The organism is Streptomyces sp. WAC04114 (genome assembly GCF_019733245.1).
Lineage (GTDB): Bacteria > Actinomycetota > Actinomycetes > Streptomycetales > Streptomycetaceae > Streptomyces > Streptomyces massasporeus_A.
On record NZ_JAIGQA010000025.1, the window covers coordinates 18,062 to 43,852 of the forward strand.

Sequence of the window (25,791 nt, forward strand, 5' to 3'; positions counted from 1 at the left end):
GGTGGCCCGGCTCACACCCCGGCGGGCAGGGCCTGCTCCGCCCAGATGGTCTTGCCCGTCGCGGTCTGGCGGCTGCCCCAGCGTTCGGCGAGCTGGGCGACGAGCAGCAGTCCCCGCCCGCCCTCGTCGAAGACCCGGGCCCGGCGCAGATGCGGGGCGGTGCTGCTGCCGTCGGACACCTCGCAGATGAGGGTCGAGTCGCGGATCAGCCGCAGCTCGATGGGGGCGCCGCCGTACCGCAGCGCGTTGGTGACCAGTTCGCTGACGATCAGCTCGGTGGCGAACTCCGCCTCCGTCAAACCCCATTCGGCCAGCTGCGCGCCCGCCATCTTGCGGGCCCGGGCCACGGCCGCGGGGTCCGGGGGCAGCTGCCAGGTGCGGACCTTCCCGACGTCGAGCACGGCCGTGCGCGCCAGCATCAGCACGACGTCGTCATCGGCGGGCCGGCCGGTCAGCAGGGTGCGCAGCACCTGCTCGCAGGTCTCCTCGAGCTCCGGCGCGGGGGCGCCGAGTGCCTGGCGCAGCAGGGAGATGCCGATCTCGACGTCGTGGCCGGGCGCCTCGATCAGGCCGTCGGTGTAGAGGGCGAGCAGGCTGTTCTCCTCCAGCTGCACCTCGGCGGCCTCGAACGGCAGGCCGCCCAGCCCCAGCGGCGGCCCGGCCGGCAGGTCCACGAACCGGACGCCGCCGTCGGGCGTGACCAGCGCGGGCGGCGGATGCCCGGCACGGGCCATGGTGCAGCGGCGGGACACCGGGTCGTACACGGCGTACAGACAGGTGGCGCCGACCTGCCCCGACGCCTCCTCCGCCCCGCGCACCTCCGGGCCCTCCTCCCGGTCGAGCCGGATGACGAGGTCGTCCAGCTGGGTGAGCAGCTCGTCGGGGGCCAGATCGACATCGGCGAGCGTGCGCACGGCGGTCCGCAGCCGGCCCATCGTCGCCGACGCCTGGATGCCGTGGCCCACCACGTCGCCCACGACCAGGGCCACGCGGGCACCGGACAGCGGGATGACGTCGAACCAGTCGCCCCCGATGTCCGCACCGGCCCCGGTGGGCAGATAGCGGTAGGCGATGTCCATCGCCGCCAGCTCCGGAAGCCGCTCGGGCAGCAGGCTGCGCTGGAGCGCCAGGGCCGTACGGCGCTCCCGGGTGAAGCGGCGGGCGTTGTCCACGCTGACCGCCGCCCTGGCGACGATGTCCTCCGCGAGCAGCAGATCGTCCTCGCTGAAGGAGTCCGGGGTGCGGTGGCGCAGGAAGTGCACCAGGCCCAGGGTCACGCCGCGGGCGCGCAGCGGCACCATCATCACCGAGTGGATCATGTACCTGGACACGGTCTCGGCCCGGGCGGGGGAGGCCTTGAGCCAGTCCAGCAGCTCCGGATCCCCCGGATGATGCCGGGCGCCCCGCTCGGCGGCCAGGGTCCGCAGCGGGAGCGCCCCGACCGGGTAGCGGACCGTGCCGCCCGGCGTCACCACCGACTCCGGACAGCCCTCCAGCACCGACCGCTGCGCGGTGCGCCGCAGCGTGACCGGCGTGTCGATCGGCAGCGGCCCCGGCTCGTCACCCCGGGTCACGGATTCCAGCAGATCCACGGTGACGAAGTCCGCGAAGCCCCGGGCGACGGCCACCTCCGCCATCTCCTCGGCCGTGCGGGCCACGTCCAGGGTGCTCCCGATGCGCAGACTGGCCTCGTTGATCACCGCCAGCCGGCGCCGCGACCAGTACTGCTCCGTCGTGTCGAACACGGTCGCCGACAGGCCCTGGACGACGCCGGCCTCGTCCTTCAGCGGCGACATGAACATGGACCAGGCGTGCGGCCGGATGTCGCCCGGGGCCTTGCCGTGCTCCTCGTGGAAGATCATCTCGCCGGTGCGCAGGACCTCCCGCTGGAGGCGGTCGTTGGTGTCGAAGGGCGGGTTGGGCTCGATCTCCCACAGGGTCAGGCCCTTCATCTCCTCCTCGGACCTGCCCATCACCTCGGCCATGATCTCGTTGGCGCCCACCAGCCGGGCGTCCCGGTCGTAGACCGCCACCGGTACGGGGAGCTGGGCGAGAGCGAGGTCCCACAGCGGCGGCCCGTGCTCGTCCCGCGGGCCCGGGTGCACCGGCACCGAGCCGGTCACCAGCCAGAGCCGTCCGCCCTCCGCGTCCAGCAGCGGCGTCCCCCGCAGCCGGACCACGACCCGGCTGCCGTCGCGATGCCGCAGCGCCACCTCACCGGCCCACGGCAGGCCCTCGGTCGCGTGCCGCCGCGTGGACTCCGGGAGACGGGCGGCGAGCAGGTCGTCGACGGGCCTTCCCACCAGCTCGGCGGGCTCGTAGCCGAGCAGACGGCGGGCCCCGTCGCTCCACACCGTGATCGCTCCACCGGCGTCGACGACGAACGCCAAGTCCTTCGGTACGCGTCCCTGCACGGTGCCTCCGGATATGCCGCCACTGCCTGCTGAGTCCCTGCACCCGATTGTCCCGCTACCGGGCCGCCGGGGCTCGTCTGCCGAGTAGCGCCTCGGTGACCAGCGCGAACGCTCAGATGGCCGCGCGGATCGCCTGCTCGAACCCCTCGACGTGGCCTCGGGCGAGCCGCGCCGCCCGCTCCGGCTCGCCCGCGACGATCGCCTCGATCAGCGGCCCGTGCTCCCCGACATGACCCGCCATGTCGGACAGGCGGTCGAGGAACAGGCACCAGATCCGGGTGGCGAGGTTGTCGTGGCGGACGAGGGTGTCCTCCAGATACGGGTTGTGCGCGGCGGCGTAGACCGCGCGGTGGACCTGGAGGTCCAGACGCATCAGCTCGCCGGCGTCCTGCCGGGCGGGGTCCGCGCCCTCCAGCTCCCGCCGCAGGGCCGTCAGTACCGCCCGGTCCGCCGCCGTGGCGCGCCGCGCGGCCTGGGCGGCGGCCAGGGGCTCGAGCTCCTGGCGCACCTCGGAGATATGGGCGAGGTCGGTGATGTTGACCTCGGTGGCGAAGGTGCCGCGCCGGGGGTAGGTCGTGATCAGGCGCTCGTACTGGAGCCGCTTCAGCGCCTCACGCACCGGTGTCCGCCCGACGCCGAGGGACTGCGCGAGCTGCTCCTCGTGGATCGGGGCGCCCGGGCGGATCTCGAGCATGACTAGCCGGTCACGGATGGCGCGATAGGCGCGCTCGGCGAGCGACAGCTCCTCGCCGCCGGGCTCTGGGCCCCGGGAATCCCCACTCCTGGGCTCGGTCGCCAACTGCTGCATGGATGCCCCCTTGACCTGTCCGGCGAGCTCCCATACCGTACCGCACAGTCTGATATATCAGTTGCGCATTAGTTGGCTCCCAGGATGGTGCACCCATGGCAACCAGCCCTTCGACCAGCACACTCGCGTCCCCCCTCGCCCTGACGCTCAGCGAACTGGACCCGGACGTCGCCACCGCCGTACGGGCCGAGCTGCACCGCCAGCAGTCGACGCTGGAGATGATCGCCTCGGAGAACTTCGCCCCGGCCGCCGTGCTGGAGGCCCAGGGCTCGGTCCTCACCAACAAGTACGCCGAGGGCTATCCGGGCCGCCGCTACTACGGCGGCTGCGAACACGTCGACGTCGTCGAGCGGCTGGCCGTCGACCGGGTGAAGGAACTGTTCGGCGCCGAGGCCGCGAACGTCCAGCCGCACTCGGGCGCGCAGGCCAACGCCGCCGCGATGTTCGCCCTGCTCCGGCCGGGCGACACGATCCTCGGCCTCGACCTGGCGCACGGCGGCCACCTGACCCACGGCATGCGGATCAACTACTCCGGCAGGCTGTACGACGTCGTGCCCTACCACGTGCGCGAGTCCGACCTGCGCGTCGACATGGAGGAGGTCGAGCGGCTCGCCCTCGCTCACCGGCCGAAGATGATCGTCGCCGGCTGGTCGGCCTACCCGCGACAGCTGGACTTCGCCGCGTTCCGGCGGATCGCCGACGCCGTGGGCGCCCACCTCATGGTGGACATGGCGCACTTCGCCGGTCTGGTCGCCGCGGGCCTCCACCCGAACCCGGTGCCGTACGCCGACGTCGTCACGACCACCACCCACAAGACCCTCGGCGGCCCCCGCGGCGGGGTGATCCTCAGCCGGGCCGCCCTCGCCAAGAAGATCGACTCCGCCGTCTTCCCCGGCCAGCAGGGCGGGCCCCTCCAGCACGTGATCGCCGCGAAAGCGGTGGCGTTCAAGGTGGCGGCGGGGGAGGAGTTCAGGGAACGCCAGCAACGCACCCTGCACGGCGCCCGCATCCTCGCCGGACGGCTGCTGGCCGACGACGTCGCCGAGGCCGGCATCACCGTCCTGACCGGCGGTACCGAGGTCCACCTGGTCCTCGTCGACCTGCGGCACTCCGCGCTCGACGGACAGCAGGCCGAGGACCGGCTGCACCGCATCGGCATCACTGTCAACCGCAACGCCGTGCCCTTCGACCCGCGCCCGCCGATGGTGTCGTCGGGCCTGCGCATCGGCACCCCTGCCCTGGCCACCCGTGGCTTCGGCGCGACGCAGTTCCGGGAGGTCGCCGACATCATCGCCGAGGCCCTGAAGGGCGAACAGCCGGACGACGCACTGCGCGAGCGGGTCGACAAGCTCGCCGCCGCCTTCCCCCTCTACCTGGACGGAGCCCCGGCATGACCGCCCGACCGCTCCCGGAGCACCCGGACTTCCTCTGGCGCAACCCCGACCCGCGCTCCTCCTACGACGTCGTCATCGTCGGCGCGGGCGGCCACGGCCTGGCCACCGCCTACTACCTCGCCGAGAACCACGGCATCACCAATGTCGCCGTCCTGGAGAAGGGCTGGCTGGCCGGCGGCAACATGGCCCGCAACACCACGATCATCCGCTCCAACTACCTCTGGGACGAGAGCGCCGCGATCTACGAGCACGCGCTCAAGCTGTGGGAGCGGCTCCCCGAGGAACTGGACTACGACTTCCTGTTCAGCCAGCGCGGCGTCCTCAACCTCGCCCACACCCTCCAGGACGTCCGCGAGGGCATGCGCCGGGCCAATGCCAACCGCCTCAACGGCGTCGACGCCGAGTGGCTCGACCCCGACCAGGTCGCCAAGGTCTGCCCCATCCTCAACGTCTCGCCCCGCACCCGCTACCCGGTCCTCGGCGGCACCTTCCAGCCCCGGGCCGGCATCGCCAAGCACGACCACGTCGCCTGGGCGCTGGCCCGCCGCGCCGACGAGCTGGGCGTGGACCTGATCCAGGGCTGCGAGGTCACCGGCTTCCTCAAGGACGGCGACCGGGTCGTGGGCGTCGACACCAACCGGGGCCGCATCCACGCGGGCCGGGTCGGACTCGCCGCCGCCGGGCACAGCAGTGTCCTGGCCGAACGGGCGGGCGTACGGCTGCCGGTGCAGTCGCATCCGCTCCAGGCACTGGTCTCCGAGCTGCACGAGCCGGTGCACCCGACGGTCGTCATGTCGAACCACGTGCACGTCTACGTGTCCCAGGCCCACAAGGGCGAGCTGGTGATGGGCGCGGGCGTCGACTCCTACAACGGCTACGGCCAGCGCGGCTCCTTCCACGTCATCGAACGGCAGATGGCCGCCGCCGTCGAGCTGTTCCCCGTCTTCGCCCGGGCGCACGTGCTGCGCACCTGGGGCGGCATCGTCGACGTCACCCCGGACGCCTCGCCGATCATCGGCCGCACCCCCGTGGCGGGGCTGTATGTCAACTGCGGCTGGGGCACCGGCGGTTTCAAGGCCACCCCGGCCGCCGGCTGGACCTTCGCGCACACCATCGCCACCGGCGAGCCGCACCCGCTGAACGCCCCCTTCGCCCTCGAACGCTTCACCACGGGCGCCCTGATCGACGAACACGGCGCAGCGGCCGTGGCCCACTGAGGAGGACACCACCGTGCTGCTGATCACCTGCCCGTGGTGCGGGCCGCGGGACGAGACCGAGTACCACTACGGCGGACAGGCCCACGTCCCCCACCCCGAGACCCCGGCCGACCTCACCGACGAGCAGTGGGCCGCGTACGTCTTCTACCGCGACAACCCCAAGGGCCCCTTCGCGGAACGCTGGATGCACGGCACCGGCTGCCGCCGCTGGTTCAACGTCCTGCGCGACACCGCCACCCACGAGGTGCTGACCACCTACCGGCTCGACGAGCCGCGCCCCGGAGGGACCCGATGACCGACCAGCCCTTCCGGCTCCCGCAGGGGGGCCGTGTCGACCGCGGCACCGTGCTGCGCTTCACCGTCGACGGACGGGAGGCGACCGGCCACCCCGGCGACACCCTCGCCTCCGCGATGCTGGCGAACGGACGCGTGGAGGTCGCCCCGTCGCTCTACCGCGGACGCCCGCGCGGCATCGTCGCCGCGGGCGTCGAGGAGCCCAACGCCCTGGTACAGCTGGACGGCCCCTGTTCGGAGGGCATGCTCCCGGCCACGACCGTGGAGCTGTACGACGGTCTGTCCGCCACGACCCTCTCCGGGATGGGCCGGCTCGACCCGGCTCCCGACCCCGCGGTCCACGACAAGAAGTACGTCCACACCGACGTCCTGGTCGTCGGCGCGGGACCGGCGGGACTGGCGGCCGCCGCGACCGCCGCCGGTTCCGGCGCGCGGGTGATCCTCGTCGACGACCAGCCCGAGCCCGGTGGTCCGCTGTGCTCGGACGCCGCCTGGGTCGCCGAGGTCCGGGCGGCCCTCGACGCCGCCCCCGAGGTCGTCGTCCTGCCCCGCACCACGGCCTTCGGCTCCTACGACGACAACTACGTGCTCGCCCTCCAGCGCCGCACCGACCACCTGGGAACCGCCGCCCCCGAGGGGGTCTCGCGCCAGCGGCTCTGGCACATCCGGGCCCGCCAGGTGGTCCTGGCGACCGGTGCGCACGAGCGTCCGCTGGTCTTCGCCGGCAACGACCGGCCCGGGGTGATGCTCTCCTCGGCCGTCCGGACGTACCTCAACCGGTACGCCGTGACGCCGGGTTCGCGGGCCGTGGTGAGCACGACCAACGACAGCGCCTACGACACGGTCGCCGATCTGCACGCGGCCGGGATCGGCATCGAGGCCGTCGTGGACGCGCGGCCCGAACTGTCCCGGCGGGCGGCCGAGGTGGCCGGGGCCACGGGTGTGCGGGTGCTGACAGGCAGCGCGGTGATCGACACCGAGGGCGGCCCCGGGCTCACCGGTGTCACCGTCCGGGCCCTCGACGCCGACGGCCAACTCGTCGGCGCACCCGAGCGGTTCGACTGCGACCTGCTCGCCGTCTCGGGCGGTTGGAGTCCGGTGGTGCATCTGCACAGCCAGCGTCAGGGCCGGCTGCGCTGGGACGAGACGCTGGTGGCCTTCGTGCCCGACGGTGCCGTGCGCGGCCAGCAGGTCGTCGGTGCGGCGCGCGGGACGTACGACCTCGACGGCTGCCGTGCCGAAGGGGCCCGGGCGGGCGCGGTGGCCGCGACGGAGGCCGGGTTCCCGGTCGCCGTACCCCCCGAGGGCGCGCCGCTCCCGGCCGGTCCGGCCCGCGCCCTGTGGCTGGTCCCCGGACCCGACGGCGAACCCGGCACCTGGGACCGCCACTTCGTCGACCTCCAGCGGGACGTCACCGTCGCCGACGTCTGGCGCTCCACCGGCGCCGGCATGCGCGGCGTCGAGCACGTCAAGCGCTACACCTCCCTCGGCACGGCGAACGACCAGGGCAAGACGTCCGGGGTCAACGCGATCGGCGTCATCGCCGAGGCCCTCGGGAGCTCGATGGGCGAGATCGGCACCACGGCCTACCGGGCGCCCTACACACCGATCGCCTTCGCCGCCCTGGCCGGACGGGAACGCGGCGACCTCTTCGACCCGGAGCGGACCACGCCCTTGCACGCCTGGCACGTGGCGCACGGCGCCGAGTTCGAGGACGTCGGGCAGTGGAAGCGCCCCCGGTACTACCCCCGGCCGGGGGAGGACATGGACACCGCCGTGGCCCGCGAGTGCCGCGCGGCCCGCGAGGGCGTGGCCTTCATGGACGCCTCCACCCTCGGAAAGATCGAGATCCGGGGCGCGGACGCGGGCGAGTTCCTCAACCGGATCTACACCAACGCCTTCAAGAAGCTGAAGCCCGGCACCGCCCGCTACGGCGTGATGTGCAAGCCCGACGGCATGATCTTCGACGACGGCGTCACCCTGCGCCTCGACGACGACCGCTACTTCATGACCACCACGACGGGCGGCGCCGCCGGCGTCCTGGACTGGCTGGAGGAGTGGCTCCAGACCGAGTGGCCCGAACTCGACGTCCACTGCACGTCGGTGACCGAGCAGTGGTCGACGATCGCCGTCGTCGGCCCCGAGTCCCGCGAGGTCGTGGCCCGGCTCGCGCCCGGCGTCGACCTGTCCGCCGAGGCGTTCCCCTTCATGGCCTTCCGCGAGACCACTCTGGCCTGCGGCGTCCCGGCCCGCATCTGCCGGATCTCCTTCTCCGGCGAACTGGCCTACGAGATCAACGTCTCGGGCTGGTACGGCCTGGCCGTCTGGGAGCAGGTCCACGAGGCCGGGCAACCGTACGGCATCACCCCCTACGGCACCGAGACCATGCACGTCCTGCGGGCCGAGAAGGGCTACATCATCGTCGGACAGGACACCGACGGCACGGTCACCCCGCAGGACGCGGGCATGTCATGGGTGGTCTCGAAGCAGAAGGAGTTCATCGGCAAGCGGTCCTTCACCCGCGCCGACACCGCCCGCACCGACCGCAAGCACCTGGTCGGACTGCTCCCGAGGGACCGCACGACCCGGCTCCCCGAGGGCACCCAACTCGTCGCGCCGGACGTCAGCTTGGAGACGGTGCCGGTGCCGATGCTCGGGCACGTCACCTCCAGCTACCACAGCCCAGCCCTCGGCCGGCCCTTCGCCCTCGCCCTCCTCTCCGGCGGACGGGCGAGGATCGGCGAGACCCTGCTCGCCCCGGTGGGCGAGGACCTGGTGCCCGTCGAGGTGACCGACTGCGTCCTCTACGACCCCGAAGGGACCAAGCGAGATGGCTGAGACACGCCCCGGGACGCTGCGCCGGAGCCCCCTGGCCCATCTGGAGGAGCGGATGCGCCGGGCCGCCGTCACAGGCACACGCGGCGTCACGCTGACGGAGCTGCCGTTCCTCACCATGGTCGACCTCCGCGTCGACCCCGCCTCTGAGGCGGCGGGCCGGATCGAGACGGCCCTGGGGGCACCGCTTCCGCGCCGGTGCGGTGACACCACCGCGTCCGGTCCTCGCACGGTCCTGTGGCTGGGACCCGACGAATGGCTCGTGCTCTCCCCGTCCGAGGAGGGCGCCGCGTTGCGGGAGTCGGAGGCCGCCGCGTTGCGGGACGCGCTGGGGTCGGATCCGGGGTCGGTCGTGGACGTCTCCGCGAACCGCACCACGCTGGAGCTGAGCGGCCCCTGCGCCCGCCAGGTGCTGGAGAAGGGGTGCCCGCTGGACCTGCATCCCCGGGCCTTCGGTCCGGACCGGGCGGTGTCGACCACGGTGGGGCCCGTCGCCGTGCTGCTCTGGCAGGTCGACGACGCACCGACGTACCGGCTGCTGCCGCGCTCCTCGTTCGCCGACTACCTGGCGCGCTGGCTCATCGACGCGATGAGCGAGTTCAGCCGACCGGAGGTGCCCTGATCCAACGGGCCGAGTACGTCCTCACCCTCGACTGCCCCGAGTCGCCCGGCATCGTCGCCGCCGTCTCGCGGTTCCTGCTCGACCACGGCAGCGACATCATCGACAACCACCAGTTCGGCGACCGCCGGGACGGCCACACAGTGCCTCAACGACCTGCTCTTCCGTACCCGCAGCGGGGACCTGCCCATCGACGTGGTCGCCTGGCACGGAATTCCGTTCTTCCACGTGCCGGTCACCGCCGCGACCAAGCCGGAGGCCGAGGCCCGGCTACGTCACCGCGGACCTCGACGAAGGCCCGATCATCGCCCAGGAGGTCATCGACGTCGACCACAGCCACACGCCCGAGGACCTCGCCGCCATCGGCCGCGACGCGGAGGCGGCGGCCCTGGCGCGGGCCCGGGCACCGAGGTGGGCCATCAGGCCCCGGCGGGCGAAGCTCCGTCAGCCGGCCAGGCGTTCCACGAGCAGGAACCCGCCGATGGCGATCATCATCGCACCGGAGATCCGTGTCACCGCCCGGGCCGCGGAGGGCCTGGTCCGCAGGACGGTGCGGGAGAGGACTCCGACGGTGAGGTAGACGACGGCGCACGCGGTCATGTGCAGCGAGCCGAGCAGGCCGGTCTGGCCGGCCACCGGCCACGCACCCGCGGGGTCGATGAACTGCGGGAACAGGGAGAAGTAGAGCAGCAGCGCCTTGGGATTCAGGCCGCTGATCCCGATTCCCCTGAGCATGACCCGCAGCCGGGAGGAGCCCTCGGCGGCCACCTCCGCCTCGGAGGCCGTCAGGGTGGCCGGCTGCCGGAGCACTCCCCAGCCGAGCCACACCAGGTAGCCGGCCCCGGCCACGGTCAGCGCGGTGAGCAGTGTCCCTGAGCTCGCCACGATCACCACCAGTCCGGCCACCGCGAGCAGGGTGTACCCCGCGTATCCGGCCACCAGCCCGGCGACCGCCGGCACGACCGACCGGTCCCTGAGGCCCGCCGTGATCGCGTAGGCCCAGTCCGCGCCGGGCGTGAATATCAGCAGCAGATCCACTGCCAGGAAGGCCGCCAGCGTGGTCGTGTCCATCGATCGTTCCCTCTCACGTGCTGTGGTGCGAGAGGAAGGCTAGGCCGGATCTGCCCGAAAGTGTTCCCTTCTTTACTCCTTGATCGCGGTATCTGGGGCAGAATCTTCTCCATGGATGCCATGGACCGGAAAATTCTTACCGAGCTGCAGTTGGACGGCCGTCTCACCGTCACCGAGCTGGCCGCCCGCGTGAAACTGAGCGTCTCGCCCTGTCACCGCAGGCTGCGCGATCTCGAACGCGAGGGCGCGATCCGCGGGTACCGCGCCATGGTGGACCCGGCAGCCGTGGGCCTGAACTTCGAGGCGCTGGTCTTCGTCACCATGCGCCTGGAAGACGCCGACACGGTCTCCGCGTTCGAAGAGGCCGTGGCCGCCGTCCCGCACGTGCTCCAGGCCCAGCGCCTGTTCGGCGACCCCGATTACCTCCTGCGTGTCGCCGCCACCGACCTGACCGCCTTCCAGCAGCTCTACGACCAGCAGCTCGCACGGCTGCCCGGGGTGCAGCGCCTCAACTCCACCCTCGTCATGAAGCACATCGTCGACGACCGCCCGCTGCCCGAGTGAGCGGCCGTGGCGCAGGGGCAGGCCTCAGGCGTCCAGCCCTCCGGCGAACGGCATCGTCCGCCACTGCTCGACGGCCGGCTTCAGCGCGTCCACCAGCAGGGGCAGCTGCGGCGCGAGGGCGAGACACGCCACCGCGCGGGACATGCCCACCGCGTTGACGACCCGCAGCACGTCCTGGTCCAGCCGGCGCAGCCCCAGGCGCCCGGCGGCGGCGTCGTACGCGGCCTCGCACTCGGGGCCGATGGCCGCCAGATCCCACTCGACCGGCCCCAGCGTGGTCAGTTCGAAGTCGGAGTACAGCACGCCGTCCGGCCCAGAGACGATGTTGGCCGCCGGGGCGTCCCCGTGGATCGGCTGGAGCCCGACGCCGGGGAACACGGCCTCGAACCCCGCGCGTGAGCCGACGACCGGCTCCAGCACCTCCCACTCGCGCCGCGCCCGGTCGAGATCGGCCGGATCCAGAAGATCGGGGCGCCCTTCGAGCACGGCGAGCCCCTCGGTGACGAACCGCGGCTCGGCCGCCGACAGGAACGGCAGCTCACCCGGGTAGGCGCGCAGCGCGGCGTGCAGGTCGGCGACCAGGCCGGCGTGGCGCACATGGTCGGGCTCGGCGCTCTGGTCCAGCTCGACGAACTGCCAGAACGTCATCGAGAAGCCGTCACGCGTCACGGGCTCCCGGGGCACGAGCGGACTCGGCGGGATCACCGGATGCCCGTGATCCGCGAGCCACCCCACCACGTCCAGCTCCTGCCGCTGCCGGGCGGCCTGTAACTCGGTGTCGGTGTACGACGGCAGCACGGTCGGCACCCGGGCCACCACGGGTGACGGAGCCAGGTGCACGACGACCGAGAACACGTCGTAGATGACCCTCGCGTCACTCACGGCGAGCCCCAGATCCCGCCCGGCGGCGATGGCGGCGGCGAGGGCCCTGGAGGTGCGGGCGGACATCTGATCAGGTGTCAAGAAGTCTTCCATGTCCCCGAGGGTGTCATGGGCGGGCACTCACTTCTCGTGGATATCGACCGTCAGCCTCCCCGACCTGCTCCAGCTTTGTGCACCCCCGGTCAACCCTCCGTGCGCTGTACGGCAATCGGCGCCTCCGCGGCCGTCCTAGCGTGGCCGGGTCCCTTGCACCAGTCGCTCGGAAACGAGGAAGCAGCACATGCCGTACATCACCGTGGGCCAGGAGAACTCCACCGCCATCGACCTGTACTACGAGGACCACGGATCCGGGCAGCCGGTCGTCCTCATCCACGGCTTCCCGCTCGACGGGCACTCCTGGGAGCGGCAGACCGCCGTCCTGCTCGACGCCGGACACCGCGTGATCACGTACGACCGGCGCGGTTTCGGGCAGTCCTCCCAGCCGACGACCGGCTACGACTACGACACCTTCGCGGCCGACCTGAACACCGTGATGGAGACCCTCGACCTGCGGGACGCCGTCCTCGTCGGGTTCTCGATGGGCACCGGCGAGGTCGCCCGTTACGTGGCCAGGTACGGCTCGGCCCGGGTCGCCAAGGTCGCCTTCCTCGCCTCCCTGGAGCCCTGCCTGCTGAAGTCCGACGACAACCCGGACGGGGTCGCCCCGAAGGAGTTCTTCGACGGGGTCGTCGCGGCGGTGAAGGCCGACCGCTACGCCTACTACACCGAGTTCTACAAGGACTTCTACAACCTCGACGAGAACCTCGGCACCCGGATCAGCGAGGAGGCCGTCCGCCGCAGCTGGGACGTCGCCGCGGGTGGTGGGTTCTTCGCCGCGTCCGCCGCGCCCGCGACCTGGTACACGGACTTCCGCGCCGACATCCCCGCGATCGACGTGCCGGCCCTGATCCTGCACGGCACGGGCGACCGCATCCTGCCCGTCGAGGGGACCGCGCGACCGTTCCGCAAGGCCCTGCCGTCGGCGGACTACGTGGAGATCGAGGGCGCCCCGCACGGCCTGCTCTGGACCCACGCGGAGGAGGTCAACGCGGCGCTGCTGGCCTTCCTGGCGAAGTGATCGGTTTCTTCCCCCGATTCTTCCTGGACCGCCCCGGCGCGGCATGGTGACATCATCAGGGCCGGCGGCGGATCCCGCCCGCCGGCCCTTGACCATGCCCGGGGGGAATCCAGGTGTCCGTCGTCCTTTCCACCGCGTCACTGCCGGCGGCCGACCGGGGGGAGCGCTGGCACCACGCCGTGTCCCGGACCTTCATCCCGCTCGACGTGCGACTCCTGGAGGACGATCCGTCGCCCGGCAGCATCGTCAGCCACCGGCTGGGTTCCTTACAGGTCTCGCAGGTCCAGGCGGGCCCGCAGGTCGTGACACGCAGCAGACGGCTGATCGCCCGGGACGGCAAGCAGTTCCTCATCCTGACCCTGCAGCGGCGGGGCAGCGCGCTCAAGGAACAGGACGGCAGACAGGCCCGCATCGGACCGGGCGACTTCTCCCTCTCCGACTCCTCGCGGCTGTTCCGGAAGAAGGTGCAGGACGCGTTCAGCTTCACCTCCTTCCACTTCCCCCGCGAGGATCTCCGGGTGCGTGACGAGGACCTGCGGGCGCTGACAGCCACGGCGTTCTCCGGCCGGGAGGGCAGCGCGGCTGTGGTGGGGACCTACTTCGCGCGCCTGGCACGTGAGGCGGGGCATCTCGACGCCCTGGCCGGACGCCAGTTCGCCGCCACGGCGCTCGACCTGCTGGCGCTGCTGATCAACGAGCGGAGCGGCCGCTTCGTCCCGCAGGGCCCGGAGACCGCCGCGGCCACCCTTGAGCGCGTCAAGGACCACATCCTGCGGCACCTCGCCGACCCCGGCCTGGCACCGCCCGGGATCGCCGCCGCGCACTTCATGTCGGTCCGCTACCTGCACAAGCTGTTCCAGGCGGAGGGTGTCACGGTCGGGGAGTGGATCCGCACCCAGCGGCTGGAGCGGTGCCGCCGGGACCTGCTGGGCTCCCCGGCCCTGGGGCACGGGGTCGCGGCCGTCGCCCGGCGCTGGGGATTCACGAGCCCCAGCCATTTCAGCCGTGCCTTCCGCACGGCCTACGGGATGACGCCCCGCGAGTGGCAGACGCACGGACTGTCCGGCGACGGGAAGGCCGGCGGGACCGGCGGCCTTCCCGTCGCCGGACAGTCCGTGCGTCTGCCACTCGCGGGGCGGGTGCCGGGGCAGGTGTGGGGGCAACGGGCACGGCGGAGCGGGAACGTCCCGGCGGACCGGCTCGTTGCCCATGAGTTCACGCAGGAGCGAATCCGCCCTGCGGGCCAGTCCGCCCCGCAGGCGAGTCCGTCCCGCGTCCGAGCTTCGCCCCACGTCGTCCACCCAGGGAGCATCGTGCCCGACACCACGCCCGACCCGTCCACCGTCCTCCCCGCACTCCCGGCCCTGAGCGCGCAGGCCGAGCGGCTGATCGAGCTGGGGGTGCACGAGAGGGCGGGCCTGTCCGCCGACGAGGTCCGCACGTTCGCCGCGCGGGCCGCAGCCGGGGCCGACGGCGACGGTGCCCTGCTGGCCGTACATCCGGACCGGGCCCCCGCCTCCGCCCTCGCACCGCTGCTCCGCCGCGACGGCAAGCCGGGCTTCGTCGTCGTCGACATGCCCGACGTCGACGAGTTCACCCCCTGTGCCCTCGAACTGCCCGACGCCCCGCTCTACCTGGTCACCGGCATCGACCGCGGCGACCACATGTCCAACTGGTCCCCGGACGAGGCCCTGCCCGCCCTCACCAAGGAGGACCGCACCCCGCTGGTGCTCACCGAGGGCATCCACTGGGTGCTCCAGCAACCCGAGGCCCTGGAGCGCAACCTCTGCTTCATGACCATCGGCTCCCGGCTGCGCAAGCCCAACGGCACCCTGGACGCCCGCACCCCGGCCATCTGGATCAGCAACGGCACCGGCCGCGACGGCCGCGAGCGCCGCAATGCCCCCAAGGTCGGCTGGTGCTGGTGGAACAACCGGCACACATGGCTGGGCTTCGCGTCCACGACGGGCCGCAGAGGCTGACGCCCGTCACTGCACGAACCGGATGCGCGGCACCGGCCGGCCCGCGGTCAGCGGGGTGAGGCCGGTGTGTGCCTCGTCCCGCACGTCCGCGGGAACACGGCTCTCCAGCGCGAGCACGGCCCGGTACTCGGCGGCGGACTCGGCTCGTTCGCCGAGCCGGGCCAGCGCATGCGCCAGATGCAGATGCACCTTGCCCGCCTGCTTGTACCACCCGCGGTCGTCGAACTGCCCGCGAACGGACCGCAGCGCGTCGGCGGCCTCCGCCCACCGCCCCTCGTCGAGATGGACGAAGGACACCGCGTAGACGGCGGACAGGGCGGTGAACTCCCGTACGTTGGGCGGGATCCGGTCCCGGTGGCGGGGATCCGCGAGCGTGTCCATGATCCCCCGGAAGGTCTCCACTGCCGCCGGTGCGCGCCCCGCTCCGCGCAGCACCCGGATCATCCCGCAGGACACCTGGAGACAGCCATTGACGTCGTCCGCCTCGGTGAACAGCACCGCCGCGCGGTGATAGTGGTCGGCCGCGGCCACCAGGTCGTCGACGGTGTCCCGCAGCCAGCCGAGATAGGCGTGCGCCCACGCCTGCCGGGCGGACCCGACACCACGGCCGCCGGCGGCGCGACCCCTAGCCCCTTGGCGGCCTCGTGGGCGAGGGCGCGCAGCACGGTCAGTTCCGCCTGCCGGCCGACGAAGTCCCGTACGCCCCTGGGCAGTGTGTGCGGCGAGGCCTTGGCGAACTCGGCGGGCCGCGCGCCGGGGCGGGCCGCCCGGGCGGCCGCGAGGAGGTCCGCGTGCGCCGCCTCGTCCAGCTCCAGGCCCTGCGCGAGCGCGGTGATGGTGCCCCGGTGCGGACGCCGGCTCCGACCCCGCTCCATGTCCCCGATGGCCCGCCCCAAGATTCCCGACGCCTCGGCCAGTTCCTCGATCGTCAGCCGGCGACTCTGCCGCAACCCGCGCAGCAGCCGGCCGAACGGCGCCGTGATCCCCACCCCAGTGCCCACCGCGCGATGATACGTCCGGCGGCCGGTGACGATCTCCGGCGCCGGACCACGCCTGAGGCCCGTCCGCTCGCGCACCTCACCGACGGGGCGTTCAGGCCGGCTCGCCCGCAGGTCTCCGAAGCGCCTGGTACACGGACCACACCACGGCCACCAGCGGTACGGCCACCACGGCGCCGATCACTCCCGCCGCGACCGCCCCGCCGACCACCGCCAGGGCGACCACCACCGGGTGCAGTCGGACGGCCCAGCTCATCACGATGGGGTGCAGGAGATGGCCCTCGATCTGGCCGATGACCACGATCAGGGCGACGACCACCAGTGCGATGAGCGGTCCCTTCGATGCCAGGGCGACGACCGCCGCGACCGCCAGGGCGATGGGCGAGCCGATCAGGGGGATGAACGCGGCCATGAACTCCAGCAGGGCCAACGGCACGGCGAGCGGCACCCCGAGGGCGAACAGCGCGATGCCCACGAGGACCGCGTTGGTCGCGGCCACCAGCAGGATGCCGTGGGTGTACCCGGTGAAGGTCCGCCACGCCGCCCCCGCCCCGACCGCGACCGGCTGCCGGGCCCGTTCGGGCAGCTGGTCGCACAGCCACTGCCACTGCTTCTCGCCGGAGTGCGTGAAGAAGACCGCGCAGAACAGGGCCAGCGCGAGCACGGTCAGCACCTCGACCAGCCTGCTCGCGCCGCTGAGCGCCGTGCTGATCAGGGTGGAGCGGTGGTCCGACAGGAGCTTGCCGATCCGGGACTGGAGATCGTCGAACGCGTCCGCGGGCAGCCGGAAGGGCGGTTCCTCCAGCCGGCGCTCGATCCGGTCGATCCCCGCCACGAACTCCTTCTCCAGCCCGGTCCGCTGATCCGCCACGGTCTCACCGACCAGGGCCAGCGCCCCGAGGACGAGGACCATGCCGCCGATGAGTGCGGTGGCGACCGCGAGTGGCCGGGGCATGAACCGCGCCAGCAGAGCGGTGGCGGGACGGAGCACCGCCGTGATGACCAGACCGAGGAAGACGGCCACGGCGACCCGGTGGAACTGCCCGAGCAGGGAGAACGCGACCCGGACGACGATGCCGACCGCGATGAGGCGCCACGCGTACGCGGCCGCGGTCCGCAGTACGCCCGGCACGCGCGACTCGGCGTCGTTCAGGTCCGGCAGCGCCGAGACGGGTGGATCGGGGGGCGTCGACACCTCATGCCCGTACCACCCACCGGCCGGCGGACAGCGGAACGGGCCCGAAGTTCCCCCGAAGGCCGGTACCGGCCGGGGCGGACGGCGCAGCGGAGCCGCGGCGTTCCGAGCAGCTCCGCCCCCGGGCCGGCACGGCCCGCCCGGCGGACGTCGCCGCCTCCACCGCGCCCCGGACGGCAGTTGCTTCCTGTCCGACGGCTACCTGTCGCCGGTCCTGATCAAGCATCAGCTCGACGATGACACCCCGGCCGGGGCATGAACCGCAGGCGTCCCGCGACCGCCGTCCGGCCCCGCCGACCGCGGCTAGCGCACGGGGAAACCGAAGGAGTACCCCTGCTCCTTCAGCCACGGCAGGACCTCTCGCAGGGCGGCGACGGTCTGCGAGCGGTCCCCGCCCGCGTCGTGGAAGAGCAGGGTCGGACCGTTGGAAATCTCGTTCTTCACGGTGGCCACCATGGCCTCCGTGCCGGGCCGTTCGAAGTCCTTGGTGTCGATGTTCCAGCCGAGGGGGCGCATCCCGTGGGACGCGGCGAGGTGACGGCTGTAGGGGGTGAAGGCTCCGCCGGGCGCCCGGTAGTACAGCGGGCGGACGCCCCCGGACGCCTTGGTGATCATGCGTTCGGCGTCCAGGATCTGCTGTGACTGGTAGGCCTTGGACTTGCGGTCCATGGTGACGTCGTGCGAGACGGTGTGGTCGCAGAGCCGGTGCCCGGCCGCCACCACCGCCTTGACCTGGTCCGGGTGGGCGCGGGCCTGCGTGGCCACCATGCAGAACGTGGCCTTCACACCGTTGTCCCGCAGCACCCGCAGCACCTCGGGGGTCCAGGCGGGGTCCGGTCCGTCATCGATGGTGATGTTGACGCCACGGGCCCCCGCATCCGAGGCGTGCACGATACCCGCCGCCACGGGCGCCGCCTTCCGGCCCTGCGACGGGGCGGGGGGCGCCGCGACACCCTGGGCGGGCCGCTCCTCGCCGGAACCGACCTGCGCGTTCCAGAACGAGCTGAGGCCGGCCACCGCGGTCACCCCGAGCGCCGCCGCCAGCACCTTGGCGTACCATCCCCGCCCGCCGTTTCGCACCATGTCCTCTGTTCCTTCGCCGTCGCCGTGGAGCCCGTGCATACGGCAAGAGGGCGGAAGGCGGCCGGTGGATCCGGCTGTTACGGATCACGGACAATCCTGCTGCTCGGCGGTATCCCGACGGCCCGCTCGGCACGCTCACGCCGGGTTCGCGGACACCCCCTCGATCCAGGTGCGGACGGCCGAAGCCGTGGTGTTCGCGTGTCCCGCATCATCGTCAGACGGCCGCCGGAGACGTCCAGAAACGTCGTGCGCCGACGGCCAGGACGTACGCCACTCGTCACCGTCCGCGGAAGCGGCCATCGCGGAGGTGGGGTGCGAGGCCCGGACGAGGAGCGTCGGCGCGGCGAGCGGATCGGGGTTCCGGCCGAGGAAGATGCGGTTGTGCCGTCGTCCGGGAGACCTGCGGCGTGAACCGCACCCTCAGTGGCGGGTCGCAGCGCTTGATCACCTCGGCCGGGGCGGCGCGGTCCGCCGCGTCGCACGCGACGCGATCGACCCGGGCCCCCAACTCCTCCAGCTCGGCGCGCGGTTCCTCGGCCCCGGGGGTCTCGGGACCACGGCGTCCGGTCAGCAGCAGATGCCGTACGCCGTGTTCGGCGGCCAAAGGGCGGGCCACTTCGACGCCCAGAGCGCCGGCGCCTCCGGTGTTGAGCACCGTACCGTCCGGGCCGAAGGCCGACCCCGCCCCTCAAGCCCTTCGCAGCGCAACGACGTTGAGCATAGGCGGACGGGCATCGGTGTCCCGGGCACCGCCTGGACGGCCGGGGGAGGGCGCCCTAGTCGGTCTCGCGCTCCAGGACACGGCGGGCGGCCTCGGCCTCGGCCGCGGGCGGCGACAGTTCGTCGAGGGTGTCGAGCTCGTCGTCCGCCTCCAGTTCCCGTTCCCAGGCCGCCGCGAGGCGCTCCTGCTCCTGGCGCGGCCTGGTGCCGACCGCCTCGCGGTGCTCCGGGTCCAGAGCTGCCAGGAATCGTCCGAGCGGGTCCGTGGGCATGCGGGGCTCCTTGTCGTGGGGAGGGAGTGCCGAACAGCATCAAACAACGCCGAACATCCCCAGCATGGCCGAATCCAGGCGCCCCGGCCGCTCGACACAGCCGGGGAACACCACGTTGGCCCGGGGCGCGCCGGGTCTCAGAGATCGAACTCGTGCGGCGGCAGGTCGAGGGCGTAGCACGCCTCGCGGACCACGGCCTGCTCGTCCTTGTCGAAGTCGCCGTCGGCGCCGCCGATGACGATGCCGATCTGGACGACGGCCCGTGCTTCGGCCGGCTTCTTCTTCGCCTTGGCGATCTCCTGCATGACGCTCACCTTGCCGAAGTCGAAGTCGGCGGTCAGCTTGTCGAGGTTGTCCTCGAAGCGGCGGCGCAGATCCTCGGCCGGGAAGTTCTGCAGCACCTCGTTGGTGGCGATGAGCTGGGCGACGCGCTGCCGCTCGGCGGGGTCGACCGTACCGTCGGCGGCGGCCACCAGGGCGCACATGGCCATACTGGAGTCGCGGAAGGCACCGCTCTTGAGGTCGTTCTTCTTCGCCATCAGCTGCGTCTGCATCGTCGAGGCGGATTCCTTGAGACGGTCCCACAGGGCCATGTGCACTCCATGAAGTCGGTAGTTTCTACAACACTGTAGAAACTACCAGCCCTCGTCCGCGAAAGCCCGGCCTCCCGGTGCCGATGAACGACAGTTGCCCGCCGGGTGACAGCCCGGCGGAACGGAGACCCGTCATGGCCAGGTCGTTCCGTCCTGACTTCGGACTCACCGCGCAGGACTACGGCCGCCACCGCGCCGGCTCCCCCCCCCCCGCAGCTCGTCTCGCACCTGTACTGGCACGGCATCGCCTTCCCCGGCAAGGACGTGCGCGCCGAAGGCCGGGGCCGAGATACGGCGGCTGCTGCGCCCCGGCGGCCCTTCTCCTTCGACCTGGACGTGCCGTACCCGCCCGAGGCGTGGCGGGGCCGGATCCGGGCCGGCGCCGGCCTCCCGCCGGACGAGGTGGAGCGCTTCGACGACGCCCTCGGCCGGATGCTGCGTGGCCGCTTCCCCGGCGATGTCGTCCAAGTCCCGCACCGCACCTGGGCCGTGGTGGCGACGAGGGGCGTGAGCTGACGCAGCATTACCCACGTCGACCTGTCGGACATTGTTCGAAAGCCATTGACGCTGTCCCGGGCGTCGCCGAAACTCTCGCCACACCCTTCCCCCGCGTGCAACGGCAGGCCCACGGCAAGGACTTGCCGCCACCTCGCCGACCGCTCGTCCCTTCCGTTCCGCCTTGTCCGTCATCAGCCATGCCTCAGCAGGGGACCGGCGCCAGGACGAAGGGCGTCGTCACCGTCGGACATCGAAGGTACGGCCACCGAGAAGGCGGTCGGGGGACGCACCGAGGGCCCCGGACGGCCCGGGGCCCTCGGTCAGGGCTGAGACAGGACGCGCAGACGCCTCACACCGTCAGCGCCGCAGCGTCAGCAGACCCGGACGGTAGGGCAGCAGGCCGTAGTCGCCGCCGGAGTTCGGGCTGCGCCCCTGGTAGAGCAGCTGCAGGTTGCAGGGGTCGACGGTCATGGTCTGATCGGGACCGGTGCGGATCAGTTCGCCGTGGCTGATGTCGTTGGTCCAGGTGGCGCCGCTGTTGGCCTTGCCGGCGAAGGGATTGGACTCGGTCGCGGCCTGGGGCGTCCAGGAGCCGTTGAGGCTGGTGGCCGTGAACGAGCGGAAGTAGCGGCCCTGCGAGCCGATCGCCTCGACGATCATGAGGTAGCGGTTCTGGCCCTGGAGCTTGTAGACCTGCGGGGCCTCGAACAGATTGTTCGTCGTATCGCTCATGACCACGGTCGAGTTCGAGCCGAAGCTGCCCGGGAAGTTCCCGATGGGCATGCTGGCCCGGTAGATCTTGCCGTTGTCACCGGCGAAGAACAGGTACATGTTCGACCCGTCGGCGATGAGCGTCTGGTCGATGGGCCCCGTCCCGGAGCCGGAGATGCTTCCGGAGAAGAGCACCTGCGGGGAGGACCAGCCATTGGGGTTGGTGGGGTCGCTCGACGTCCGGTACGAGAAAGCGGTCCCGCCCCACTGGTAGGCGAGCACCCAGATGTTCTTCGGCGCGAAGTAGAACAGCGTGGGCGCGACGGTGGAGGCCGACATCGTGTTCTGTCCGGCCGAGGCCATGTCCGACCAGTTGGTGAAGGGGCTGAAATTCATCGAGCCCCACTTCGTCCCCGTGTCGTGCGTCGTCGCATAGACGAGTTGCCTGCCGTTGTAGGGGACGACGGTGAAGTCCTTGAGCGAGACCCACCCCGGCTTGGGCTGCGCCAGCGCGCCCGTCGACGTCCAGCGGTAGGACGACGGGAGATCGCACGAGCCGGGGTTGCCGGCGCCGACCTTGACGAGCTGCCATTGCTGGTTGGCGCCGCCCCAGTCGTCGTACTGCACGACGTTGGCGTTGTCGGCGGTGGCGGCACCCTGTACTTCGAGGGCCTTGTTGCTGTGGCGCGAAATGAGCCTCACATAGCCGTCCGAGCTGTCGGCCAGCCGCCACTGCTGGTTGGTGCCGTTCTGGTCGGCCCACTGCACGATCGCGCCGCCGTTCGCGGTCGACCGGTTGAGGACGTCCAGTACCTTGCCCGAGTGGCGGGACTTGATGCGGTAGTAGCCGTCGCCGGAATCGAGGAACTGCCACTGCTGCTGGTTCTGATCGTTCCTGGTCCACTGGGTGATGCGGGCGCCGTCGCTGGTCGCCATGTTGTAGACGTCCAGCGCTTTGCCGCTGTTGCGGTTGACCAGCACGTACGAGGCATTGGGGTCCACGGTCGCCGCGGCGGCGGGCTGGGCGCCGAGAAAGGCGGCCACGAGCAACAGGGGGGCGAGTACGGCGAACAAGCGTCTTGGACGCATCAGAGGGCGCTCCTGATCATCTCGAATGTTTCGAAGAATTCCCGGAAGCCGTGCCGCCACAAGCTAGGAATACGGAGCCGTCCGGTCAAGGCCTGTCGCCGATCTGTCCACAAACAGCGCCTCAGGCGCCTCATGGACGGAGGTGCCGCGCGTGGATCCCGGGCATGGGCCGCGAAAGGTTTCGAGCATCGAATCGAAACATCTCCTGTCGGAAGTGTTGACGATGCATCGTCAACACCTCAACATCCCTGTCTGTGAACCCGGACGCGGTTCGATATCACGAACCGTGCGCCGAAAGCGCGCGCCACCCCGTCACGTTCCGGTGACCGCCGTGCGTCATTCAAGGCGGCCGGCCGGGTGTCGTCCGTGCACTTCAGTCCTTGCGTGATGTCCACCTTGGAGGCACAGTCATGGGCTTGTACGCCCTTCCCGGACCGGTTGTCCGCCGGCGGATCCGCGGCCTGCTGCTGGCGCTGCTGGCCGGCGTCCTCGGCGCGGCCGGCGCACTGGTCTCGCCACCGGCCGCACACGCCGCCGAGAACACGCTCGGCGCCGCCGCGGCGCAGAGCGGCCGCTACTTCGGCACCGCCATCGCCTCGGGCAGACTGGGCGACTCGGCGTACACGACGATCGCGAACCGTGAGTTCAACTCGGTGACGGCCGAGAACGAGATGAAGATCGACGCCACCGAACCGCAGCGAGGCCAGTTCAACTTCGCCGCCGCCGACCGCGTCTTCAACTGGGCCGTGCAGAACGGCAAGCAGGTACGCGGCCACACCCTGGCCTGGCACTCCCAGCAGCCCGGCTGGATGCAGGGCCTCAGCGGCAGCACCCTGCGCCAGGCGATGATCGACCACATCAACGGCGTCATGGCGCACTACAAGGGCCGGATCGCCCAGTGGGACGTCGTGAACGAGGCCTTCGCCGACGGCAGTTCGGGAGCCCGGCGCGACTCCAACCTGCAGCGCACCGGCAACGACTGGATCGAGGTCGCCTTCCGCACCGCCCGCGCCGCCGACCCGGCCGCCAAGCTCTGCTACAACGACTACAACGTCGAGAACTGGACCTGGGCGAAGACCCAGGCCATGTACAACATGGTCCGCGACTTCAAGCAGCGCGGTGTGCCGATCGACTGCGTCGGCTTCCAGTCGCACTTCAACAGCGGCAGCCCGTACAACAGCAACTTCCGCACCACGCTGCAGAACTTCGCCGCCCTCGGTGTCGACGTGGCCATCACCGAACTCGACATCCAGGGCGCCCCGGCCTCGACCTACGCCAGCGTGACCAACGACTGCCTGGCCGTCCCGCGCTGCCTCGGCATCACCGTCTGGGGCGTGCGCGACACCGACTCCTGGCGGTCGGAGCAGACCCCGCTGCTGTTCAACGGCGACGGCAGCAAGAAGCCCGCCTACACCGCCGTCCTCAACGCCCTCAACGGCGGCACCTCCACGCCCCCTTCGGGTTCCGGACAGATCAAGGGCGTCGCCTCGGGCCGCTGCGTGGACGTGCCCGGCGCCGGCACCGCCGACGGCACCCAGCTCCAGCTGTGGGACTGCCACGGCAACGCCAACCAGCAGTGGACGTACACCGACGCCGGCGAGCTCAGGGTCTACGGCAACAAGTGCCTGGACGCCGCCGGCACCGGGAACGGCACCAAGGTCCAGATCTACAGCTGCTGGGGCGGCGACAACCAGAAGTGGCGCCTCAACTCCGACGGAACCATCGTCGGCGTCCAGTCCGGCCTCTGCCTCGACTCCGTCGCGGGCGGCACCGCCAACGGCACCCTGATCCAGATCTCCACCTGCTCGAACAGCGGCAACCAGCGCTGGACCCGCACCTGATGGGAACCGCCACCGACGAAAGGGTGAATCGATGAAGCCCCACGGTGCGGCCACCGCCGCCCCTCCACGACGACACGGCCGCTGGTGGTCCCGGGTCGCCGCCGTGGTGGCCGCGTGCCTCGCGGCCGGCCTGCTCACTGCAGTGCATCCGGCGCCCGCCGAGGCGGCGACGGTGGACACGCAAGCCTGGTACGTCCTGGTCAACCGCAACAGCGGCAAGGCGCTCGAGGTCACCGGCTCGTCCACCGCCGACGGCGCGCGGGTCAGCCAGCGCACGCGCGACGACGGAGCCGGCCAGCAGTGGCAGTTCGTGGACTCCGGCGGCGGCTTCTACCGGCTGAAGGCCCGGCACTCGGGCAAGGTGCTCGACGTGTCCGGCGCCTCGACCGCCGACGGCGCCGCGATCCAGCAGTGGGCCGACCACAACGGGCCCAACCAGCAGTTCCGCCTGGCCGACTCCGACGCGGGCCACGTCCGGCTGATCAACCGGGCCAGCAGCAAGGCCGTGGAGGTGCAGGGCGCCGCCACGGCCGACGGAGGCAACGTCGTCCAGTACACCGACTGGGGCGGCGCCAACCAGCAATGGCAGATGATCAAACTGTCGTCCGGTGGCGGCGGAGGGTGCGGCAGCGCCCCGGCCCTGACGAGCGGAACGCACACGATTCAGAGCGGCGGCAAGAGCCGCAGCTTCATCCTCAGGGTTCCGGCCAACTACGACAACAGCCACCGCTACCGGTTGATCTTCGCGTTCCACTGGCGGGGCGGCACCGCCGGCGACGTCGCCTCGGGCGGCACCAGCGGAACCGCCTGGTCCTACTACGGCCAGCAGGAACAGTCGAACAACACCGCGATCCTCGTCGCCCCGCAGGGCCTCGGCAACGGCTGGGCCAATACGGGCGATGAGGACGTCACCTTCGTCGACGACATGATCCGGCGCATCGAGAGCGGCCTCTGCGTCGATCCGGGACAGCGTTTCGCCACCGGATTCAGCTGGGGCGGCGGGATGAGCTACGCACTCGCCTGCAGCCGGGCGAACGTCTTCAGGGCCGTCGCGGTCATATCCGGCGCTCAGATCAGCGGGTGCAGCGGCGGTACCCAGCCCATCGCCTACCTCGGGATCCACGGCATCAGTGACTCCGTCCTCAACATCGCGCAGGGCCGGTCCCTGCGCGACAGGTTCGTCGGCAACAACGGCTGCACCCCCCAGAGCCCTCGCGAACCCGCGCGGGGCAGCCGAACGCACATCACCACCGCCTACTCGGGCTGCCGTGCCGGCTACCCGGTCCGATGGTCCGCGTTCGACGGGGATCACATACCCGGTCCGGTCGACGGCTCGCCCAACGAAAGCGGCGTCACCACCTGGACCAAGGCAGAGATCTGGAGGTTCTTCGCACAGTTCCAGTGACAGGCCCGCACTCAGGGTGGAGCCAGGACGATCCTGGCTCCACCCCGCCGGTGTACGGCCCGGATGCGACGTCGCCCGTCGGACGCGTGCTACCGTCGATTCTTTGTTGTGTCGCTGTGCCGGTGCTCCGTTCGGCGCCTTGGCCGGTGGCCGCGTCCCCGCCGCGCCTTCCTCGGTACGGTCCCGTCG

23 protein-coding genes and 2 pseudogenes are annotated in these 25,791 nt (G+C 71.6%); 13 read left to right on the forward strand and 12 right to left on the reverse strand.

Annotation, left to right across the window (positions count from 1 at the left end):
• Nucleotides 1–11: 11 nt before the first annotated feature.
• Nucleotides 12–2,414: a SpoIIE family protein phosphatase gene (locus K4G64_RS10085; RefSeq protein WP_221755678.1), complete on the reverse strand. Its 2,403-nt coding sequence runs from the start codon at nt 2,412–2,414 to the stop codon at nt 12–14.
• A gap of 112 nt (nt 2,415–2,526) precedes the next feature.
• A complete protein-coding gene (locus K4G64_RS10090; protein ID WP_221755679.1) occupies nt 2,527–3,222 on the reverse strand; it encodes a GntR family transcriptional regulator in 696 nt (231 codons plus the stop codon).
• 95 nt (nt 3,223–3,317) lie between these two features.
• Between K4G64_RS10090 and glyA the strand changes: the two genes are divergently transcribed.
• From glyA to K4G64_RS40020, 6 genes and pseudogenes are all read left to right on the forward strand, one after another.
• Nucleotides 3,318–4,616: a serine hydroxymethyltransferase gene (gene glyA, locus K4G64_RS10095; protein ID WP_221755680.1), complete on the forward strand. Its 1,299-nt coding sequence runs from the start codon at nt 3,318–3,320 to the stop codon at nt 4,614–4,616.
• Nucleotides 4,613–5,833, forward strand: coding sequence for a sarcosine oxidase subunit beta family protein (locus K4G64_RS10100; RefSeq protein WP_221755681.1), 1,221 nt, complete (start codon nt 4,613–4,615; stop codon nt 5,831–5,833). Before glyA ends, K4G64_RS10100 begins: the two co-directional genes overlap by 4 nt.
• 13 nt (nt 5,834–5,846) lie before the next feature.
• On the forward strand, nt 5,847–6,128 hold the full coding sequence (locus K4G64_RS10105; RefSeq protein ID WP_221755682.1) for a sarcosine oxidase subunit delta: 282 nt from the start codon (nt 5,847–5,849) through the stop codon (nt 6,126–6,128).
• Nucleotides 6,125–8,965: a sarcosine oxidase subunit alpha family protein gene (locus K4G64_RS10110; protein WP_221755683.1), complete on the forward strand. Its 2,841-nt coding sequence runs from the start codon at nt 6,125–6,127 to the stop codon at nt 8,963–8,965. The genes K4G64_RS10105 and K4G64_RS10110 overlap by 4 nt, the downstream gene beginning before the upstream one ends.
• A complete protein-coding gene (locus K4G64_RS10115; RefSeq protein ID WP_260460263.1) occupies nt 8,958–9,584 on the forward strand; it encodes a sarcosine oxidase subunit gamma in 627 nt (208 codons plus the stop codon). Before K4G64_RS10110 ends, K4G64_RS10115 begins: the two co-directional genes overlap by 8 nt.
• Nucleotides 9,581–9,981 (forward strand): annotated as a pseudogene (locus K4G64_RS40020) (hypothetical protein); the annotation flags it as partial. The gene K4G64_RS10115 and the pseudogene K4G64_RS40020, both read left to right, overlap by 4 nt.
• 44 nt (nt 9,982–10,025) lie before the next feature.
• On the opposite strand, the gene K4G64_RS10120 reads toward K4G64_RS40020, so the two are convergent.
• Entirely contained in the window at nt 10,026–10,652 is a 627-nt protein-coding gene (locus K4G64_RS10120) for a LysE family translocator (RefSeq protein ID WP_221755684.1), read from the reverse strand.
• A 111-nt stretch (nt 10,653–10,763) separates the two neighbouring features.
• On the opposite strand from K4G64_RS10120, the gene K4G64_RS10125 reads away from it, so the two are divergent.
• Complete coding sequence (locus tag K4G64_RS10125) at nt 10,764–11,216, forward strand: Lrp/AsnC family transcriptional regulator (RefSeq protein ID WP_221755685.1); 453 nt, start codon at nt 10,764–10,766, stop codon at nt 11,214–11,216.
• Between the two features lie 24 nt (nt 11,217–11,240).
• Here K4G64_RS10125 and K4G64_RS10130 read toward each other — a convergent pair whose 3' ends face one another.
• Nucleotides 11,241–12,191, reverse strand: coding sequence for a phosphotransferase (locus K4G64_RS10130; RefSeq protein ID WP_221755686.1), 951 nt, complete (start codon nt 12,189–12,191; stop codon nt 11,241–11,243).
• Nucleotides 12,192–12,378: 187 nt separating this feature from the next.
• On the opposite strand from K4G64_RS10130, the gene K4G64_RS10135 reads away from it, so the two are divergent.
• The 3 genes and pseudogenes from K4G64_RS10135 to K4G64_RS10145 all read left to right on the forward strand — a co-directional run bounded on the left by K4G64_RS10135 (nt 12,379) and on the right by K4G64_RS10145 (nt 15,197).
• Nucleotides 12,379–13,215: an alpha/beta fold hydrolase gene (locus K4G64_RS10135; RefSeq protein ID WP_221755687.1), complete on the forward strand. Its 837-nt coding sequence runs from the start codon at nt 12,379–12,381 to the stop codon at nt 13,213–13,215.
• A 179-nt stretch (nt 13,216–13,394) separates the two neighbouring features.
• A pseudogene (locus K4G64_RS10140) lies at nt 13,395–14,252 on the forward strand (helix-turn-helix domain-containing protein); the annotation flags it as partial.
• A 276-nt stretch (nt 14,253–14,528) separates the two neighbouring features.
• Nucleotides 14,529–15,197 (forward strand): DUF5701 family protein, encoded by a 669-nt coding sequence (locus K4G64_RS10145; RefSeq protein WP_221755711.1) that lies wholly within the window; start codon nt 14,529–14,531, stop codon nt 15,195–15,197.
• 6 nt (nt 15,198–15,203) lie between these two features.
• Here K4G64_RS10145 and K4G64_RS10150 read toward each other — a convergent pair whose 3' ends face one another.
• The 7 genes from K4G64_RS10150 to K4G64_RS10180 form a co-directional block, all read right to left on the reverse strand.
• Nucleotides 15,204–15,641 carry a hypothetical protein gene (locus K4G64_RS10150; RefSeq protein ID WP_221755688.1) on the reverse strand — a complete coding sequence of 146 codons (438 nt, stop codon included), beginning with the start codon at nt 15,639–15,641 and terminating at the stop codon, nt 15,204–15,206.
• The gene (locus K4G64_RS10155) at nt 15,638–16,198 is read right to left on the reverse strand and encodes a helix-turn-helix domain-containing protein (RefSeq protein ID WP_221755689.1); all 561 of its coding nucleotides are present in this window, start codon (nt 16,196–16,198) and stop codon (nt 15,638–15,640) included. Before K4G64_RS10155 ends, K4G64_RS10150 begins: the two co-directional genes overlap by 4 nt.
• A 91-nt stretch (nt 16,199–16,289) precedes the next feature.
• Nucleotides 16,290–17,390: an AI-2E family transporter gene (locus K4G64_RS10160; protein WP_374206396.1), complete on the reverse strand. Its 1,101-nt coding sequence runs from the start codon at nt 17,388–17,390 to the stop codon at nt 16,290–16,292.
• 303 nt (nt 17,391–17,693) lie between these two features.
• Nucleotides 17,694–18,473 carry a polysaccharide deacetylase family protein gene (locus K4G64_RS10165; protein WP_221755690.1) on the reverse strand — a complete coding sequence of 260 codons (780 nt, stop codon included), beginning with the start codon at nt 18,471–18,473 and terminating at the stop codon, nt 17,694–17,696.
• A gap of 277 nt (nt 18,474–18,750) precedes the next feature.
• On the reverse strand, nt 18,751–19,128 hold the full coding sequence (locus K4G64_RS40025; protein ID WP_308122311.1) for a ketoreductase domain-containing protein: 378 nt from the start codon (nt 19,126–19,128) through the stop codon (nt 18,751–18,753).
• A gap of 121 nt (nt 19,129–19,249) precedes the next feature.
• Nucleotides 19,250–19,465 (reverse strand): hypothetical protein, encoded by a 216-nt coding sequence (locus K4G64_RS10175; protein ID WP_142165351.1) that lies wholly within the window; start codon nt 19,463–19,465, stop codon nt 19,250–19,252.
• Between the two features lie 137 nt (nt 19,466–19,602).
• Nucleotides 19,603–20,058 carry a tellurite resistance TerB family protein gene (locus K4G64_RS10180; protein WP_221755691.1) on the reverse strand — a complete coding sequence of 152 codons (456 nt, stop codon included), beginning with the start codon at nt 20,056–20,058 and terminating at the stop codon, nt 19,603–19,605.
• A 264-nt stretch (nt 20,059–20,322) separates the two neighbouring features.
• Between K4G64_RS10180 and K4G64_RS10185 the strand changes: the two genes are divergently transcribed.
• On the forward strand, nt 20,323–20,574 hold the full coding sequence (locus K4G64_RS10185; RefSeq protein WP_260460264.1) for a hypothetical protein: 252 nt from the start codon (nt 20,323–20,325) through the stop codon (nt 20,572–20,574).
• Nucleotides 20,575–20,913: 339 nt separating this feature from the next.
• Here K4G64_RS10185 and K4G64_RS10190 read toward each other — a convergent pair whose 3' ends face one another.
• Nucleotides 20,914–22,356 carry a non-reducing end alpha-L-arabinofuranosidase family hydrolase gene (locus K4G64_RS10190; RefSeq protein WP_221755692.1) on the reverse strand — a complete coding sequence of 481 codons (1,443 nt, stop codon included), beginning with the start codon at nt 22,354–22,356 and terminating at the stop codon, nt 20,914–20,916.
• A gap of 410 nt (nt 22,357–22,766) precedes the next feature.
• Here K4G64_RS10190 and K4G64_RS10195 point away from each other — a divergent pair, with 410 nt between their 5' ends.
• Together K4G64_RS10195 and K4G64_RS10200 are read left to right on the forward strand one after the other, a co-directional pair.
• The gene (locus tag K4G64_RS10195; RefSeq protein WP_221755693.1) at nt 22,767–24,197 is read left to right on the forward strand and encodes an endo-1,4-beta-xylanase; all 1,431 of its coding nucleotides are present in this window, start codon (nt 22,767–22,769) and stop codon (nt 24,195–24,197) included.
• Nucleotides 24,198–24,300: 103 nt separating this feature from the next.
• Nucleotides 24,301–25,602 carry an RICIN domain-containing protein gene (locus K4G64_RS10200; protein ID WP_221755713.1) on the forward strand — a complete coding sequence of 434 codons (1,302 nt, stop codon included), beginning with the start codon at nt 24,301–24,303 and terminating at the stop codon, nt 25,600–25,602.
• Nucleotides 25,603–25,791 lie beyond the last annotated feature (189 nt).